Here is a 17,046-nt window from a genome sequence, read left to right as displayed (position 1 = left end):
AGATTGGAGGGGTGAGTAGCGAAGAGGATCAGGAGCCGCCGGCTCCCCTGCCGCCGGCCGACGGCCCGCTGGTCGACGTCATCCTCCCCGACGGGCAGCACCTGTACGCCGTAGTGAAAGCGCGCCGGAAAGAGCCGGACGGCACATGGTGGTACGACCTGCAGATACACCTGCCGTCCCAGGTCAGCGACCGGGGCCGGCTCCTCGCCGTTCCCGCCGCCATCGACTTCCGAGCCCCCGCCGACGCGTGCGCGCCGATCGACGGCCAGCACTACGACCGGATCCCCACAAGGCGCGCCGGCGCCACCCCGCCCTGGAAGATCGAAGAGCCCGTCTACTTCACCGGCCATATCGGCCCGGCCCGCATCGTGCACCGCGGTGACTGCCGCGCCATCCGCGACCTCGCCCGCCCCGCCACCACCGAACAAGCCCGCGCGGTCCTCGAGCGCGACAACGCCGGCCCATGCGAGGTCTGCCGACCCGACCTGCCTCTGAGCACCGCTGCGTAGGCGCAGACCGCTGAAACCCTTGGCGGCGATCGTGGAGTCCGGGCAGGTTCAGGCGCGTGCAAGGCGGCGCCCCGGTGTGAGTTGGGGCGGGGGTTATCCGCCGAGGCGCTCCCGTACGCGGAGGGGATCGCGCCGAACGAGGTCCGATGAGCTGGTGGGCCGGATCCGGGCCGAGCGCCTACGACTGACCGGTCACGGCGTTCCCCAACTGCACGCCGTCGAACTCTCCCGGCAACGGCAGGGAGTAGATGAGGAAGGGCTTTTCGGTCAGGTCCTTCGGGTTGCCGAAGAGCTGGGTCCGCTCCGTCTGCGGCGCGGGAACGTACAGTCGGCGCTCGGCGCTGAGGAACGATCCGTCGGGGCTCACGAGTCCGGTGTTCGCCGCCAGAACGGTCTTCCTGCCGGACGGCGGCATGAGCACGATCCGCTTGTTGTCGATGTCCGACAGGTAGAGATTGCCGAGCGTGTCCATCGCGCAACCGCCTGACAACGGTATGTCGGCCACGTGCTGGACGTGCGTGGCGAGTTGGGCGTCCGAAACGCTCGTGTCGCGCAGAACGTCGGTGGCGACCCGGTAGAACGGCCCGGTGGGTGCCGCCCAGTAGAGCCACTTGCCGTCCCGGGTGAGTTCGATCATGTCGCTCTTGGGAGTCTTGTGCTTGCTCTGGGTCTTTCCGGGCGCGGCCGTTGCCGGCGCCGGCGCCGTCACGCCCAGCATCTCTTTGTAGCCGGAAAGGCGGCGCGTCGTCTTTCCCGTCGAGAGGTCATGGACGATGAGGGCACCGAGCCCCGAATCCGTCACATACATGGTCGTACCGTGTATGCGCAGGTCGTTCATCTGCGCGCCGGGCGGGAGGATGTCGTCGCCGAACCGCAGCACCTGGAGCGCTTCCCCGCTCCGCGGATCGAACTGGACGATCTTCTGCGCACCCGGCTTCGGGGTGGAGAGTTCCTTCGGCGCAGAATCGGCGCGTAGACCGCCCTGATCGACACACCACACGGTGTCATCGGCGAAGATGTGCACGGAATTCACGTAGACAAAGGCGTTCCGCCCGTCATCTCCCGCTTTCCACTGGTTCCAGGTGTTGCCGGGGAATGCCGCCACGCTGCCATCGGACTCCCGGCGGGCGACCGAGGGAGTCGTCTCGTGGCCGGGGAAACGCGGCAGCCCGAGGAACAGAGTGTTCGCCCTGGTCAGAGCTACCTGATTCGCCATCCAGGGCGACCGGGCCGCGACCGTCAGCTTCAGTTCCGGGTCTTTGGCGTCGGACCTCGAAGCGGCGGCAGGCTTCTTGTCGGAACCGCAGCCGCTCATGGTTACGGCACCGGCCGCTCCCACCGCCACGGTGCTCGCTGCCGAAAGGAAACGGCGACGCGTGAATTCCATTGACTGCCTCGATTTCCACGGTGAACTCGAAGGAGGTTCTGCACATGGCCGGTCCGTCCGCGTAAGAGCAGGGGGACCCGCGTAATCATTTCCGCCTGCGCCGATGGAGACTGCCGGCCGTTTTTGTCCGCCGGAATACCTCGCACCGAAAAAACGTAGCCGTGTTTGCTGTACTCGGTCAAGACGCGATATCTTATCCCCATCTGGCGCCGGCCTTATCACCCTCCCTTCCGGCGCACGCAGGTCCTATCCGGGGTCGACATTCGGAAAACGCCGCTACCCCCCGGTACGACCGGGCGGACTCAGCGACCGCCCCGGAGGAGTCTGGTATGCGGGGGGTCAGGAGGGGCGGGGAAAGACAGTGCCGTCGACGGGCTTGCGCGCGGTGCGCACCGGGCTGGAGCGGCGCACGCGCGGGAGAGTGCCGTCGGTGTCGAGGCCGATCCGGACGAGGAGCCGCCCGCTGGGATGCTCGATGCCCATGGCGGCGCCTCCGGTGGGCACGTCGCGGCCGGATCGTGCCCGACGGCGCCCTCCAGGAGGCCGACGTTCGCCACCGTCACAGCGGCCAAGACGCCTCTCGACTCGTGACTACGCCAGCCCCTGTGTGTCTCCGAGTGGCAGGGTCACACCACGATCGCCGGAGCGGCGGGCGGCGCCGCGCCCCCGCCGACCTTCGTGTCGGTGGCCCACCGGAAGCCGGGCATCGACTTGTCGGTCGAGGCACGGCTGATGCGGACCAGCAGGTCGATGAACTCCTGGATGGCTGGGCGTCGTTCATCGCCCGGACGTACGGCGATCGCGGTCGCCCGTACCAGCGGCATGCCGTCGATGTCCGCGATGACCAGCCGGCCCTGCTTCAGCTCCTCGCCGATGCTCGTGTCCGGAAGCACGGTGAGCGCGGAGCCGCTGACGGCGGCCTGCTTCATCACATCCAGGCTCTGGGACTCGATCTCGACGCACAGCCGAGCACCGATCTTGAGAGACCAGCGCTCCACGAGCTGTCGTGAGCGCATGGACGAGATGTAGGTGGCGAACGGGTAGACACCCAGGGCGCCCGGTCGTTCCTCCACCGGGATGCGGAGGATCTCGTGGCCCGGGGCGGCCACCAGATGCAGCTGCTCGTCCATGAGCGCGACAACGGACAGCTCCGGATCGAGCGGCACGCGGTAGAACGCCACGTCCGCCGTGCCATTCCTCATCATCTGCAGGCTCTCGCCACGCGACCCGGACTGGGTGACCCGGATCTGCCGATCGGGGAAGCGCGCCCGCAGCAGCGGCAACAGCCGGATGATGAAGTACTGGATGCTGTCCGAGGGGGCGGTGATGCCAAGCGTGGTCTCGGCATCGCTGTCCTCGCTCTGCGCCATGTCGGCGCACAGACCGTCCAGGTCGAGCATCGCCCGGTCGCAGAAGGCCAGGAAGGTACGGCCGGCCTCGGTGAGGGTGACGCCGATACCGGAGTGCCGGTCGAAGATCGGTGATCCCAGGATGTGCTCGATGTGCTGGACCCTCTGCGAGATGGCCGGCTGGGTCAGGCAGAGGATCTTGCTCGCCTCACGGAACGACCCCGTGCTCGCGATCGTCCGGACGGCGAACAGCTGGTCGAACGTGAGGCCGCGCAGCAGTTGCTGGCGGTGGGGGCTCCGGTTCTCGGCCATCCTCACCTTCCTCACCACCGCCTGCCCGCTGCGGACCACGTCGTTCACACGAGACTGGTGTGCACAGTACGTTGCGGTGCACCGATGCACCATACCGACGGGACGTCGGGCGTCACGGTGTCAGAGCTTGATACGTCCGACACCGTTGTCGATGACAACCGTGGTACCGAAGTCCGCGGACAGCCGCTGATAGCGCTGCAGTATCTGCTCCGCGTCCGCGCCGGTCGCGGGCAGGGGGCGACCGTCGGTGAGCGAGCGCTCGCTGCCGCCGACCGGTCGGCGGAGCGGGGCCTGCTTGCTGACCTCCCGGCCGAGCTCCACCGGGTGCAGTTCGATCTCGCGCACCTCGCCGTCCTCCATCACGAGGTTGATCACCGCCGAGCTCCACCAGGTCTCGTTCCCAGCGGTGAGCCCGGGGTGCAACGGGTGCGCAGCAGGCGTGAGCGTGGGGAGCCGCTCGGTGTCATGGTTCCACGACTCATAGGCGTCGAAGGGCACGCGGCGCACGAACTCGGACTGTGCGAAGAAATTTCCGACGCCGTAGAAGATCGGCTTGCCCCGGTAGATCTCGATGCCGAGTGTCTTGTGCCAGCCGTGGCCGATGAATATGTCCGCGCCCGCGTCGACGGACGCGTGCGCGAAGTCCCGCATGAATGCCGGCGGTTTGTCGCCGCGTCCGCCTTCGGAGATGCTGCAGTGATGCGCGACCAGCACGAGATCGGCCATTACCCGTGCTTCCTCGATCACCCGTATATTGCCGGCGACATCCCGCTTGTCGCCGCTGGTGACAACGCCGAAGTGATCCGAGACCGTGAAGAGGTTGGATCCGGTCGTGGACTGGTCGCTCGGCATGGCCAGGCTGAACTCGCCCTCACCGGCCTTCATCAGCAGACCGCTGCTCCCCTCGACGTTCATCCCGGCCTCGCGCAGGATGCCGAGCTTTCCGCCGATGTCCCGCAGTTTGCCTGCCGCGTCCTTGTCGACGATGAAGCGGGTGATCGGGCGCAGCGAGTTCACCCCGGGGCGGCCCGGGATGCCGGCCTTGGGAAGGCTCGCCCACTCGTGGGACTTGTTACCCGAGCTCGTGGAGACGAGGGCCACCCGGCCGTTGCGCGTCTCCAGATAACCGGGCTCGCGTGCCTCCTCCAGGTCCCGGCCGGTTCCGGCGTGCGCGATACCAGCGGCCTCGCAGTGGCCGATGGTGGACAGCAGCCCCTTCGCCCCGAAGTCGAAGCTGTGGTTGTTCGCCAGCGATGCGATGTCCACGCCGGCCCATCGCAGGTCGTGGGCAACCTGCGGGTCGGTGAGGAAGTAGCTGCCGACCTGGTCGCCGCGCGACGGCGCGTCCACCTCGCTGAAGTGGCCGAAGTTGGTCTCCACATGGGCGTAGGTCACGTCGCTGGACCGGAGCTTCTCCACGACGGCCAGGAACTGGGGCTCGTCGTGCATGGCGAAGGGACGGGTCACCATGCACTCTCCGGCGAGCGCGACGGACCACTTGTTGCTGCGTGTCATCTGAGACCTCGTTGACCTCTAGGTGGAACGGCTCGAATATCTGCAACGCCGACGAGTCCCCGTTTCGGTGCTCGTAGGCCGGCTGCCTCATCAATCAACGGGCGTGCACCACGAGGAGGTCAAGCAGCGTTTGCTGATGAGGTGAAAGGCCACGCTGATCACCCCTCGGGTACGCGCATGTCAGACATCCAAGAACCGCTGCGGGCGGGATGCGGTGGGTCGCCTCAGCCTCGGGGTGATCAGCGCTGCTTCTCACCCCTTCGGTTTCTCTAAGTTGACTGCACCCGGAAACCGGCGGTTTCGTTCCTCGCATGCTCCGCCGAAACGTGGAGGGAACGCTCCCGAAACCTTGAGTGATGGGAAGTAGCGCACGTGACAACACTCTGTAGACGACGCGTCCTCACGGCTGTCGCGGTGGCCGTGTGCTCGGCGGTTCTTGCCGCATGCGGTGGCTCGGGGCTGTCCGCGGCGTCCTCGAAGGCCGCCAAGCAGACGTCCACGACAAACCTCGCCGCGCTGGTCAGGACTGCCAGGTCCGAGGGGACCCTCACCATCTACACGGCGGTCCAGGCGGACCAGATGAAGGGCTGGACGGAGGCGTTCACCAAGAAGTACGGCGTGAAGGTGAAGATCCTGCGCCTGTCCAGCGCCACGCTGGGTACGACGTTCCAGACCCAGCAACAGGCCGGCCGCAACAAGGCGGATCTGCTGGAGACCAGCAACCTCTCCCAGCTCCAGGACTTCCAGAAGCAGAAGTGGCTCGCCGAATACACCCCGCAAGCCGCGAACCTCTACCCCTCCGACCGTGTCGTCGCCGGCTACATGTACCCGCTCTACCAGTCCAACGGCGGCATCGCGTGGAACACCAAGGTCACCCCGGCCGCGGTGCAGCAGGAACTGGCCACCGATCCCTGGAACGCCCTGCTCGACCCCGCCCTCAAGGGCAAGATCGTGCTGATCTCCCCGTCCAACGGCGGCTCCGGCATGGCCTACTACGCCAACCTGGTCTACAACCTCGGAAATCAGTACGGCTGGCCGTACCTGCAGAAGCTGGCCGATCAGAAGCCCGCGATAACCGACAGCATCGCGTCGATCTCACAGCAGGTCTCGGCCGGCACCTATTACGCGACGAACTTCGGCGAGGAGTCCATCTTCGGCCCGCTCGCCGTCCAAGGCGCCCCCGTGCGGTTCTCGGCACTGTCCCGGATGAACGCGACGCAGTTCATGCAGGCCATACCCAAGGCCGCGCCGCATCCGGCCGCGGCCCGACTGTGGAGCGAATGGTCCGCCACGGTGGCCGGCCAGGAAGCGATGACGAAGTCCGCCGGCGGTGAGTCGTCAGCCAAGGGGTGGACGGAGAACGCCAGTTACGCCAACGAGTCCTGGTACAAGCCGGTGGCGCAGCCCTGGCTGGATTGGCGTACCGACCCGCGCCTGCAAGGCGACGAACTCCAGGCGTTCCTCGCCAAGTGGAACTCCGTTTTCGGGGTGAGTTCATGAGCTCGGTCACCGAACTCACCGGCCGGCGCACCCCCCAGGCATCGCCGCCGCAGGATCGCCCGCCCCCGGCGACGAGTGCCAAGCGCGCCGGTGTGTTCCTGCTGCCGGTGACCTGGGCCGTGCTCGCTGTGCTCGTACTGGCCCCTGTTGCCTACGTCCTGGTGGCATCGGTACTCAGCCGGCCCACCGACCTCGGGTCGGGGTTCGACTTCTCCGCGATCCGGGAGGTCTTCGCCACCTCCCACATGCTGACGCTGCTCGGCCGGACGATCGTGTTCGCGCTCGTCGTCGCGGCGTTGACCACGGTGATCGGCACCGCGCTCGCCTGGAGCACGACAAGGCTGCAGATGCGAGGATGCCGCGTCCGCGAAGTGCTCTGCATCGGGTCGCTGTTCGTCGCTCCCTTCGTCACCGCGGTGGCGTGGATCTGGCTGGCCACCCCGCAGACCGGCATCATGAACCGCTACCTGCACGACGCCCACGTCCCGGGCTGGCTGCAGCCGAACATCCTCACCGCGGGCGGCATGGTCTTCGTGCTCGTCACGCATTTCGTGCCCTACTCCTACCTGTTCATCTCGGCGGCGATGCGGGGGCTGGACCCCACGCTGGAGGAGGCCTCGCTCGTCAACGGCCGCAACATCCTCTCCACGAGCCTGCGCATCTCGATCCCGATGCTCCGCCCGTCGATCCTGTCGTCGGCGCTGTTCGTCGCGATCCTGTCGATGGGTGAGTTCACCGTGCCGAGCATCCTCGGGCAGGGCGGCGCCTTCCAGCCGCTGTCCGTCGAGGTCTACAAGGCTCTGTACGGCGATGTGCAGGACATCCCCCTCGGCGCCTCCATCAGCGCGGAACTCCTGATCACCTGCATGGTCGGGCTGTACCTCTACCAGCGGACCATCCGCAGCAGCGCCCGGTACGTCTCCGTCAGCGGCCGCGGTCACCGGGAGAACCGCATCCGCGTCAGGCGCGGCACGGCGGCGGTCGTCTGGGTCCTGACGATCGCCTACGGTCTGGTGGCCTTCGTCCTGCCCTTCGTGGCCCTGGTGCTGATGTCGCTCTCGAAGTACCTCGCGCCGTCCATCGGCGAGATGCACCTGTCGTTCGCCAACCTGTGGAACACCATCGACACCTCCGAGATTCGCACCGCCACGATCCACTCCCTGGTCCTGGCCGTGGCCGTGCCGATCATCTGCATCGTCATCGGCCTCGCGATCGTCTACCTCTCCGACCGCCTGCACATGCCGACCAGCGGCGCCATGTCGTACATCGCCACCGCGCCGCTCGCGCTTCCCGGGCTCGTCATGGGCATGGGCATCCTCCTGCTCTTCATCCGGACGCCCCTCTACCTGACGCTGCCGATCATCGGCATCGGGCTCGTGTCGATCTCGCTGACCCACGCCGTCCGGCTCATCTCCAACGGATTCCACCAGATCGACCCGACGCTGGAGGAGGCCTCGCTCGTCTGCGGCGCTTCGCGCCTGCGGACGGTCCGGTCGGTGCTGCTGCCGCTGATCCGGCCCTCGATCTTCTCGGCTTTCACCCTGATCTTCGTGCTGGCACTGCGCGAACTCAACGTCGCCGTCGTCCTGTACTCCCCCGACTCCAACGTCCTGTCGGTCGTCGCGTGGAACTACTCCGAGAGCGCACTGACCAAAGCCGCCTCCGTCGGCGTGCTGCAGGTCGTGGTCATGTTCGTCGGCATGGGCATCCTCCGGCTCGTCCTCAACCCCGACAGGAAGAAAGAGTCATGACGTCTCAGCACCTCGAGCCGGCGGTTCCGCCGGCATCAGCGAGTCCGCTGATCCTCGACGTCGACGGTCTCACCGCCGACCACGGCACCAACCGGGTCGTCAACGGGGTGTCCTTCCGGATCCAGGAAGGGGAGTTCGTCACCCTGCTCGGTCCGAGCGGCTGCGGGAAGACGACGACCCTGCGCTGCGTCGCGGGCCTGCATCGGGCCTCCGGCGGCTCGATCTCGATCGACGGCCGCCTCGTGGCCGACGCCAGGAGCCACGTCCGGCCGGAGCACCGATCGCTCAACATGGTGTTCCAGTCGTACGCCCTGTGGCCGCACATGACGGTGGCGCAGAACATCGCCTACGGGCTGAAGGCGCAGAAGGTCGACAAGCAGGAGATCGGCCCCCGCGTCGAGGAAGTCCTGCAACTCGTCGGTCTCGGTGGCTACGGCAAGCGCTCTGCCAGCCAGCTCAGCGGCGGCCAGCAGCAGCGCGTCGTACTCGCCCGAGGCCTGGCCACACGCCCGCGTCTGCTCCTGCTCGACGAACCGCTGAGCAACCTCGACTCCGAGTTGCGCAGCCGGATGCGCACCGAGATCCACACGCTGCAGCGCAGCCTCGGACTGACCACCCTCTACGTCACGCACGACCGCGCCGAGGCGCTGGCCCTGTCGGACCGGGTCATCGTGCTGCGGGAGGGCGTCGTGCAGCAGGTGGGCCCGCCCGGCACGCTCTACGACAAGCCGGCCAACCGCTTCGTCGCCGAAGCCCTCGGCCCGGTGAACGTGCTGCGCGCCGTCGTGACCGGCGCCGGCACCTCGCCGGCCGCACAGCTCACCGGCGTCGAGGGCGCGCCCACTTTCCCGATCGCGGCGGGCACGCACGAGGCGGTCGTCGGACGCGAGATCGAGGTCCTGGTCAGGCCCGAGGCACTGACCCTGGCCCCGGCCGGCCTGCCCGGCGCCGACGAGTTCCCCGCCACCGTCACGGTCGTGGAGTTCCTCGGCAACCGCACCGAGGTGACCTGTACCGCCGGCGGCAGCGAGTTCAAGATCGACCTCGACGGCCGTCCCGTCGGCATCGAACGCGGCGACATGGTGAACGTCTCCCTGCGCAAGGAGCGCGCCGCGTCGGCCCCCGGCTGGCAGCCGGTCGGCTGACCCGCCTCCGCCCCCGAGCCGTAGAGAGGGAAGACATGGACTACCACCTCAAGGACAGGACCGCGGTCGTCACGGGCGCGAGCGCGGGGATCGGCCGCGCCGTCGCCACGCTCCTGGCCTCCGAAGGCGTGCGGCTCGCGCTCGTCGCCCGCCGCCGCGAGTCGCTGGACCTGCTCGCCGACGAACTCGCGCAGCCGAGTGGCGTCCGTCCGGTCGTCATCGCCCAGGACGTCCTGGCCGGCGACGCCGCCGAGCGCATCGCACAGCAGGCGCGGCAGGGCCTGGGCGAGGTCGACATCGTGGTGAACAGCGCCGGCGGACACAAGCCGAGCAGCGGCCCCGCCACTGACGAGGACTGGGACCGCGCCATGCGGCTCAACTTCACCCAGCAGCGCCGGCTGGCCGCGCGGCTGGTGCCTGACATGACCGCTCGCGGCTGGGGCCGCGTCGTCAACGTCACCGGCAAGTCCGAACCACCCCGCATGAGCCCCGAGTTCTCCGCGAAGGCCGCGGTCCACGCCTGGTCCAAGGGACTGTCCCGCGACGTCGCCCCGCACGGCGTCACCGTGAACTGCATCGCGCCCGGCCGCATCCTCACCGAGCAGATGGCACGCAACTACACCCCCCAGGAGCGTGCCCTGCACGCGCAGGAGATCCCGGCCGGACGCTACGGGCGGCCGGATGAACTGGCCGCACTTGCGGTCTTCCTCTGCTCGCCACTCGCGTCCTACGTCACCGGCACGGTGATCGCCTGCGACGGCGGCCTGAGGCGCTACCAGTTCTGACCCGAACCGACGCCCGTACCCCTCGTCCGACCGACACGAAGAAGGTGCACAGACCGTGCAGACTCATGCCCAATCCATCTCTCGCGCTCTCACCGACCACGGCTGCACACATGTGTTCACCCTCATGGGCGACGGGAACATGCACCTCGTGCTCGCGCTGGCCGAGGCGGGCGTCGAGGCCGTCGAGGTGCGCCACGAGAGTGCCGCGGTCGCCATGGCCGAGGGGTACGGCTGGTCGTCAGGACGAGTAGGCATCTGCTCGGTGACCCACGGCCCCGGCTTGAGCCACACGGCCACGTCCCTGCTGGTCGCCTCCCGAAACCGCTCACCGCTCGTGCTGCTCGCCGGTGAGACCCCGACCGGCTACAAGGGAGCGCAGCGCTTCGACCAGCGTCGCCTGGTCGAGGCGTGCGAGGCACGCTACCGGGCGGTGAGCGCGGACGACGACGCCGGCGCGGTGGTGGCGGCGGCGATCGTCGAGGCTTCCCGCGACCGGCGGCCGGTCGTGGTCGGAATCCCTGCCGACCTGATCGAGTCGTCCGTGGAGGCGGCCGGCGCGGTCACGGCCCAAACCGTCTCCTCGCCCGTTCCCACCCTGCCCGACGGCGCCGAGGCGGCCGCCGCGTCGCAACTCCTGGACGAGTTGCGACGCGCGGAGCGCCCCATCCTGCTCGCCGGTCGAGGTGTGATGGTGAGCGGATCGGCCGCGCTCATGTCCGAGGTCGCCGAGCTGACCGGTGCGGCGCTGGCCACGACCCTTCCGGCCAAGGGTCTGTTCGACGGCCACCCCCTCGACCTCGGTATCGCCGGCGGGCTGTCCCACCCGGACGCGGAACCGGTCTTCCGCGACGCCGACCTCGTCGTCGCCCTCGGCAGCGGAGCCGGCGCGAGCACCACCCGTTCCGGCCGGCTCTTCCCGGACGCCCGCCTGGTGAGACTCGACATCATGCCCGGCGACGAAGGGGCCACCGACGACGGCCCCCTGCTGCGAGGCGAGGCCCGCGCGACCCTCACCGCGGTCGCCGAAGCGCTGCGCTCCGGACCGCCGACCGAGCCGTGGTTCCGTCCCGCGCGTCCGCTGCCCGACTGCTGGAACGCCGAACTGGCGGACTACCAGCCAGAGTTGGCGCCCGGAACCGTGGACCCGCGGTACGCCGTGCTCGCCCTCGACCGGCTGCTGCCCGACGACGCGGTGATCGTGGTGAGCAACGGCCACTGCTCCGGCTTCGCGTCGGCTCTGCTGAGCGCGGCCGCGCCGCGCAGCTTCCATCTGGCCCAGGGCTTCGGCTCGATCGGGCAGGGACTCACCACCGCGGTCGGCGTGGCGCTCGGCGCGCCCGACCGGCACGTGGTCCTCGTCGAGGGAGATGCCGGGTTCATGATGCACGCCCAGGACCTCGACACCGCGGTGCGGGCCGGGGCACACCTCACCGCGTTCGTCCTGAACGACGAGGCGCTGGGCACCGAGTACCACCGGCTGGGCCCGGGGCCGGGCCGAGGCGATCTCGCCGTCGTCCCGACTCCCCGGATCGCCGAGGTCGCCGCCGCGATGGGGGCGCTCGGCCACCAGGTGACCGAACTCGCCGAGTTGCCGGACGCCGCGCTCGACGCGCTCGCGGCCCGCACCGCCGTGGTCGAGATCCGCACCTCCCGCACCGTCCAGAGCCGGCACCTGCGCTGGCGCCGCATTCCGGTCCCGGCCGGTACCGGCCGCCGCTCCCCCGTCACCGAAGGAGGCACCCGTGCCCGTTGACCCGAACTCCTGGTCCACCGCCGACCTGTGCGACGAGCACGAGGGGTCGATCAGCGCCTGCGACATCCAGTTCACGCTGTACGGCGGGCACCGCGCGTTCCGCGGGATCGTCGCCACCGTGCGGTGCGACGGGGACAACGTTCTGGCACGCCGGGCGATGTCCGAACAGGGCGAGGGCCGCGTGCTCGTCGTCGACGGCAGCGGCTCGCTGCGCTGCGCACTCATGGGCGACCAGATGGCCGAGCTGGCGATCGACAACGGCTGGGCCGGGGTCGTCGTGAACGGCGCGATCCGCGACGTCGGCCCGCTGAGCCGGCTTCCCCTGGGTGTCGCAGCCCTGGGGTCCAACCCCCTCAGGAGCGGCAAACAAGGCACCGGCCGACGCGACGGCGAGGTCACCTTCGGCGGCGTCACGTTCCGGCCCGGCGACACCGTGTGCGTCGACGAGGACGGCATCGTCCTCCTGCCCTGACCGCGGCCGCCGGCACCGGGGGCAACGGTACGGACCGAGCCGGATCAGCAAGACGGGCCATCGGCACGCAACCGCCAAGCCGGTCGATCACCGATCCGCAGCATCTACGGCAGCGGACGCCCCGGAGACGCCGGCGTCCAGGCCCGTGCCCTCAGGTGGGCAAGAAGGCGGAGAGCTACGGCGCCCGTGCCCGGCTGCACCCCGTCCACGAGCGCTCACGGCCGGACATGTTCCACGTCCTGCGCCACACCCTCGCCAGCGCGCATTGGGAGGCCGGTGAGTCCATCGCCGGTCCAGCGCCGCCTCCTCCGGTCCCGGCCACGGCGCCTCAGCGCCATGGCCCGTCCACCGCTCCTGGGGACGGGCCGTCCCATCGGTCCTGGGAGTGACTGTTCGGCCCCACCCGTGGGTAGTGGTGGAAGGATCGGCGCCTCTCCCATTCTCGCAGGCAGCGGAGCAATCTTGCTTCAGCCAAGGCCGGAGCTACGGTCGCTGCGCGGTGTTTCCAGGCGGCGGGCGGGGCCGGGCAGACACGGGCTGCCCTCGGCCGTCGACGAGGGGGATCCGGATGGAGCTGTGGGGATGGGTCTGGTCCGAGGTCAACCCGCGAACCGGGGGCGTCAGGGTGGTCATGCGCTCTCCGCGGCCCCACTACTCAGGCGCGAGCGCGCGCGATCAGCTCGTCACGCGCCTCCGCATGGTCGGAGCCGGCAACCGCGCGTACGACGCGATCGCGCAGCTGATCGAGAGCGGAACACCGCCGCTCGCCGCGGCTGTCAGGACTGAATACTTCACCGTCCTCATGTACGACGACGACGGTTTCGCGTCACCGGCCGGGGACTTCGCGGCGAAGCACAACGCCGCAGTTCGGCGTGCCCTGCAGGACAGGAGTTCACCCAGACTCTGGTGAATGCGGGCCCACGTGACGATGCCGTCGAATCGCCAAGGTGTATCGGTGAAAGTCCAAGCGCCGGCCCGTCTCCCTCAGGCGACCCGTTGCAGCGCGACCATCGCGATGTCGTCGCCGAGCCCGGTCGGCGAGTACATGGTCAGGTCGTTGCGGACGTCCTCCAGCAGGACGGCGGGGGTGTCCCGGGTCCAGTACGCGAGACGGTCCGCGAGCGGGTAGAAGGCACCTTCGGCGTTGCGGGCCTCGATCACGCCGTCGGTGTAGAGCAGCAGGATGTCGCCGAGCGCCAGGTCGTAGCTGTCGACGTGGTGGCCGCCCCGGCACAGGTCGCCCAGGCCGAGCGGCAGCTCGGGCACGTCCGGCAGCAGCGGGATGACACGATCGCCACGGATGAGCAGCGGCGGGGGGTGCCCGCAGTTCGCGATACGCACCGTTCCCCCGTCGTCGACGATGTCCACCACGACGGCGGTCACGAACCGCTCCAGGAACTCGGTCTCGACCGGGCGGGAGTCGACCGTGCCCGGCGCGCCGTTCTCCTCCAGGTCGACCAGGTCCTCACGCAGGCCCTCGTCGAGGTAGCCCGGCAGCGACTCCAGCGGCACGCCGGAGCGCACCGCCCGGCGGTACGAGCTGAGCAGCAGTCCCACCACCTCCACAGCGGCCATGCCCTTGCCCTGGACGTCGCCGACGAGCACGCGGGTGTCGCTTCGTTCGTCGACCCCGGCGGCGTAGAGGTCCGCCGCCGATCGCCGCCTCCTCCTCCGCGGCCAGGTACATCGAGGAGATCGTCACCCGGCCGAGCCGGTCCGGCAGCGGGCGCAGCAGCGCCCGCTGGGTGGCCTCGGCGACCTTCCTGACCTTCGCCAGCTGGCGCTCGCGGCGCGCGCGGATGCGTGCGGCCAGCACGGACCCGGCGCCGACCAGCACCGCGGTCGCCAGCACCACGGGAAAGTTCGCCGTGCCGAGGATGTCGTTGTCCGCGGAGGCCCAGACGACCACACCGACGGTCAGGACGCTGAGCATCAGGACATCGAGCGGGCCGAGGAACACCGCGGCCAGCGCCGGCACCGCGACCATCAGACCGCCGATACGGATCCTGCCGCCGCCGATCAGGTCCACGCCGAGCAGCGCGGCGAGCGCCACGAGCGCGGCGGTGAGCAGGATCGGCCGGGACTTCAGCGCCCTCCAACCGACCGGCCGCCCGTCGGCGCCGCTCGACTTCATGGCTCAAACGTACCGCCGTGCCCCGCATCCTTCTCGTCTGCCGAGCGTGGCGCGGCGAGGATCGGCAGGGGCAGGTCGAGCACCCGAACGATGCCGGCCGCGCCGAACTGCCGGCCGGCGTGGCCACGAGACTGGCTGAGACGGTGGAACTGGCGGGCCGGCTGTCGAGCGCCCGGCGCCGAGGTTCCGGAAGGGCGCGGCCCCCGGACGAGCCGCCGGTTGCCGGGTCGAGCCGACGGACGCCGACGATTGAGCGGATTTTGGAGCTAGCCGGTTGGGGGTGGCTCGTCGGCGAGCTGGTTGTTGCGGTCGATCTCCGGCATGTGTGTCTCGGCCCAGACCCGCAGGGCGGAGAGCGGTCCTTCGAGGGACCGGCCGAGCTCGGTGAGCCGGTAGTGGACGGCGGGCGGCACGGTGGGCTCGACGCGGCGCGCGACCAGGCCGTCGCGGGCCAGGCTCTGCAGGGTGACGGACAGCATCTTCTGCGAGATGCCCGGGATACGGCGCCGCAGCTCCGCGAACCGGACCTCGCCCGGAGCCTGCTCGGCCAGCACCTTCACGGCCATCGACGTCCACTTGGTGCCGATGCGGTCGAGCAACTGGCGGGTCGGGCAGCGCGGATCCAGCAGGTCGCCGCGCTCACCGGGCGGCCGGTCACGTCCGCCGGGCCTCGATGTGGTCACCCGGGGCTCACCACCTGAAGGGAAAGTGCCGTCTTGGGCTGATCAGCCTAGTTCCCTAACGTGACCTCGTCACTTCCGCTCACCACCGCCCGGAGTCCCTCCATGCCCGAGCTGCGATGCATACCTGTCAACGGTGTCGAACTGAACGTCGCCCTCGCCGGATCCGGCCCGGCCGTCCTGCTGCTGCACGGCTTCCCGCACACCTGGGAGCTGTGGACGGACGTCATGGCCGACCTGTCCGGCCGCTACCGTGTGATCGCGCCGGACCTGCGCGGATTCGGCGCAAGCAGCCGGGCCGCCTCCGGGTACGACGCGAGCACTCTTGCCGACGACGCCGAAGCCCTTCTCGCCGCACTCGGCGTGTCCTCGGCCGCGGTCGTGGGCATCGACGCCGGCACCGCGCCGGCCTTCCTCCTCGCCCTGCGCCGTCCCGGTCTCGTTCGGCGCCTGGTCGTCATGGAGTCCCTGCTGGGCAGGCTGCCTGGCGCCGAGGACTTCCTTGCCGACGGGCCTCCATGGTGGTTCGGCTTCCATTCCGCTGCGGCCGGCCTCGCCGAGACCGTGCTGGAGGGACATGAAGGGACCTACGTCGACTGGTTTCTGCGCACCGGCACACTCGGCGACGGGGTGCACCCCGACGTCCGGGACGCCTTCGTCCGCGCCTACACCGGCCGTCCGGCGTTGAGCTGCGCCTTCTCGTACTACCGCTCGCTGCCCGAGAGCGCGGTACAGATCGGGCGGGCGGTCACCACGGCCCGCCTGACAGTGCCCACGATGGCGCTGGGCGCCCGTCCGGTCGGTGCCGCGCTGGAACGCCAACTCCGCCCCATCTCCGATGATCTCGTCGGACATGTCATCGAGGACTGCGGCCACATCATCCCGCTGCACCGGCCGCAGGCCCTGCTCGCGCTGCTGCTTCCGTTCCTGGCGGGTGAGGACGCCAGGGCGGCGTGACCGGGACCGGGGTACCTCGACGAGGAGGCAGTGAACTCTTTCCACCCTGCCGCACGAGCTCGGGAGTTGCCCGGACAAGGTGATGGAGCCGCGCGGTGCCCACGTGCTGTTCAGGAGGAGCCGGCGCACCGAGCGGGCTGGGCAGGTGCCCTGAAGCCCCGTCACCAACCCGTCGGATTCCGCTCCCGGTGTGTTCGGACCGCGATCGCGGGCAGGCGCTGTTGGACATACTCGGCGGCGTGAGGCGATCGCATGACGGTATCCACGTACGGGGCAAGGACAACCACAGGGCCGGCACAGGTCGGCCGCGACGTTCCGACCGTAGGTGGGCTGCCGTTCATCGAAGAGGCGCGGAAGACGCCCCCGAAGGACGCGCGGACACTGTCGAAGCTGTTCTTCGACCGGCTGCGGGACCTGGAGGAGGGCACCCGCGAATACTCGTACGCGCGGAGCACGTTGATCGAGATGAACATGTCGCTGGTGCAGTTCGCCGCCCGGCGGTTCCGCGGGCGGGGCCGGGACGAGCTGGAGGACATCCTCCAGGTCGGCACCCTCGGGCTGATCAAGGCGATCGACCGGTTCGACCTGAGCCGCGAGGTGGAGTTCACCACCTTCGCGGTGCCGTACATCGTCGGCGAGATGAAGCGGTTCTTCCGCGACACCAGCTGGGCCGTCCATGTACCGCGCCGGCTCCAGGAACTGCGGGTGGAGCTGGCCAAGGCCCGCGACCACCTCACCACGGTGCTGGACGCCCCGCCCACCGTGGCCGAACTCGCCGCGTATCTGGAGATCACCGA

General features: G+C 69.4%; 17 protein-coding genes. 10 read left to right on the top strand and 7 right to left on the bottom strand.

Annotated features, from left to right (window positions below):
- Positions 1 to 11 precede the first annotated feature (11 nt).
- Positions 12 to 509 carry a DUF6233 domain-containing protein gene (locus C4U44_RS21190; RefSeq protein ID WP_103887492.1) on the top strand — a complete coding sequence of 166 codons (498 nt, stop codon included), beginning with the start codon at positions 12 to 14 and terminating at the stop codon, positions 507 to 509.
- 178 nt (positions 510 to 687) lie between these two features.
- Here C4U44_RS21190 and C4U44_RS21185 read toward each other — a convergent pair whose 3' ends face one another.
- The 4 genes from C4U44_RS21185 to C4U44_RS21175 form a co-directional block, all read right to left on the bottom strand.
- Positions 688 to 1,896, bottom strand: a complete 1,209-nt coding sequence (locus C4U44_RS21185) for an L-dopachrome tautomerase-related protein (protein ID WP_103887490.1) — start codon at positions 1,894 to 1,896, stop codon at positions 688 to 690.
- A 339-nt stretch (positions 1,897 to 2,235) separates the two neighbouring features.
- On the bottom strand, positions 2,236 to 2,379 hold the full coding sequence (locus C4U44_RS41590; RefSeq protein WP_160145078.1) for a hypothetical protein: 144 nt from the start codon (positions 2,377 to 2,379) through the stop codon (positions 2,236 to 2,238).
- A gap of 143 nt (positions 2,380 to 2,522) precedes the next feature.
- Positions 2,523 to 3,557: a LysR family transcriptional regulator gene (locus C4U44_RS21180; protein WP_160145077.1), complete on the bottom strand. Its 1,035-nt coding sequence runs from the start codon at positions 3,555 to 3,557 to the stop codon at positions 2,523 to 2,525.
- A 120-nt stretch (positions 3,558 to 3,677) separates the two neighbouring features.
- On the bottom strand, positions 3,678 to 5,072 hold the full coding sequence (locus tag C4U44_RS21175; protein WP_103887486.1) for a CapA family protein: 1,395 nt from the start codon (positions 5,070 to 5,072) through the stop codon (positions 3,678 to 3,680).
- A 372-nt stretch (positions 5,073 to 5,444) separates the two neighbouring features.
- Here C4U44_RS21175 and C4U44_RS21170 point away from each other — a divergent pair, with 372 nt between their 5' ends.
- From C4U44_RS21170 to C4U44_RS21140, 7 genes are all read left to right on the top strand, one after another.
- Positions 5,445 to 6,572: an ABC transporter substrate-binding protein gene (locus tag C4U44_RS21170; RefSeq protein WP_146088309.1), complete on the top strand. Its 1,128-nt coding sequence runs from the start codon at positions 5,445 to 5,447 to the stop codon at positions 6,570 to 6,572.
- The gene (locus C4U44_RS21165) at positions 6,569 to 8,323 is read left to right on the top strand and encodes an ABC transporter permease (RefSeq protein ID WP_103887483.1); all 1,755 of its coding nucleotides are present in this window, start codon (positions 6,569 to 6,571) and stop codon (positions 8,321 to 8,323) included. The genes C4U44_RS21170 and C4U44_RS21165 overlap by 4 nt, the downstream gene beginning before the upstream one ends.
- Positions 8,320 to 9,468, top strand: coding sequence for an ABC transporter ATP-binding protein (locus C4U44_RS21160; protein ID WP_103887481.1), 1,149 nt, complete (start codon positions 8,320 to 8,322; stop codon positions 9,466 to 9,468). Before C4U44_RS21165 ends, C4U44_RS21160 begins: the two co-directional genes overlap by 4 nt.
- A 35-nt stretch (positions 9,469 to 9,503) precedes the next feature.
- Positions 9,504 to 10,253 carry an SDR family oxidoreductase gene (locus C4U44_RS21155; RefSeq protein WP_103887480.1) on the top strand — a complete coding sequence of 250 codons (750 nt, stop codon included), beginning with the start codon at positions 9,504 to 9,506 and terminating at the stop codon, positions 10,251 to 10,253.
- 55 nt (positions 10,254 to 10,308) lie between these two features.
- Positions 10,309 to 12,006, top strand: coding sequence for a thiamine pyrophosphate-binding protein (locus tag C4U44_RS21150; protein WP_103887479.1), 1,698 nt, complete (start codon positions 10,309 to 10,311; stop codon positions 12,004 to 12,006).
- A complete protein-coding gene (rraA, locus tag C4U44_RS21145) occupies positions 11,996 to 12,478 on the top strand; it encodes a ribonuclease E activity regulator RraA (protein ID WP_103887477.1) in 483 nt (160 codons plus the stop codon). Before C4U44_RS21150 ends, rraA begins: the two co-directional genes overlap by 11 nt.
- A gap of 568 nt (positions 12,479 to 13,046) precedes the next feature.
- Entirely contained in the window at positions 13,047 to 13,388 is a 342-nt protein-coding gene (locus C4U44_RS21140; RefSeq protein ID WP_103887475.1) for a hypothetical protein, read from the top strand.
- Between the two features lie 74 nt (positions 13,389 to 13,462).
- Here C4U44_RS21140 and C4U44_RS21135 read toward each other — a convergent pair whose 3' ends face one another.
- From C4U44_RS21135 to C4U44_RS21130, 3 genes are all read right to left on the bottom strand, one after another.
- Positions 13,463 to 14,053, bottom strand: coding sequence for a PP2C family protein-serine/threonine phosphatase (locus tag C4U44_RS21135; RefSeq protein ID WP_146088308.1), 591 nt, complete (start codon positions 14,051 to 14,053; stop codon positions 13,463 to 13,465).
- Positions 13,944 to 14,612: a hypothetical protein gene (locus C4U44_RS42610; protein WP_146088307.1), complete on the bottom strand. Its 669-nt coding sequence runs from the start codon at positions 14,610 to 14,612 to the stop codon at positions 13,944 to 13,946. The genes C4U44_RS21135 and C4U44_RS42610 overlap by 110 nt, the downstream gene beginning before the upstream one ends.
- A gap of 266 nt (positions 14,613 to 14,878) precedes the next feature.
- Positions 14,879 to 15,295 carry a winged helix-turn-helix transcriptional regulator gene (locus C4U44_RS21130; RefSeq protein WP_103887471.1) on the bottom strand — a complete coding sequence of 139 codons (417 nt, stop codon included), beginning with the start codon at positions 15,293 to 15,295 and terminating at the stop codon, positions 14,879 to 14,881.
- A gap of 102 nt (positions 15,296 to 15,397) precedes the next feature.
- Between C4U44_RS21130 and C4U44_RS21125 the strand changes: the two genes are divergently transcribed.
- Both C4U44_RS21125 and C4U44_RS21120 read left to right on the top strand, forming a co-directional pair.
- Entirely contained in the window at positions 15,398 to 16,249 is an 852-nt protein-coding gene (locus C4U44_RS21125; protein WP_103887469.1) for an alpha/beta fold hydrolase, read from the top strand.
- A gap of 252 nt (positions 16,250 to 16,501) precedes the next feature.
- A partial coding sequence (locus C4U44_RS21120) for a sigma-70 family RNA polymerase sigma factor (RefSeq protein ID WP_146088306.1) occupies positions 16,502 to 17,046 on the top strand: 545 nt, incomplete at its 3' end.

Origin of the sequence: Actinacidiphila yanglinensis (assembly GCF_900107965.1) — a bacterium.
Classification (GTDB): Bacteria; Actinomycetota; Actinomycetes; order Streptomycetales; family Streptomycetaceae; genus Actinacidiphila; species Actinacidiphila yanglinensis.
Note: the sequence above shows the minus strand (reverse complement) of the source record. Positions and strands in the feature narration are given on the sequence as shown.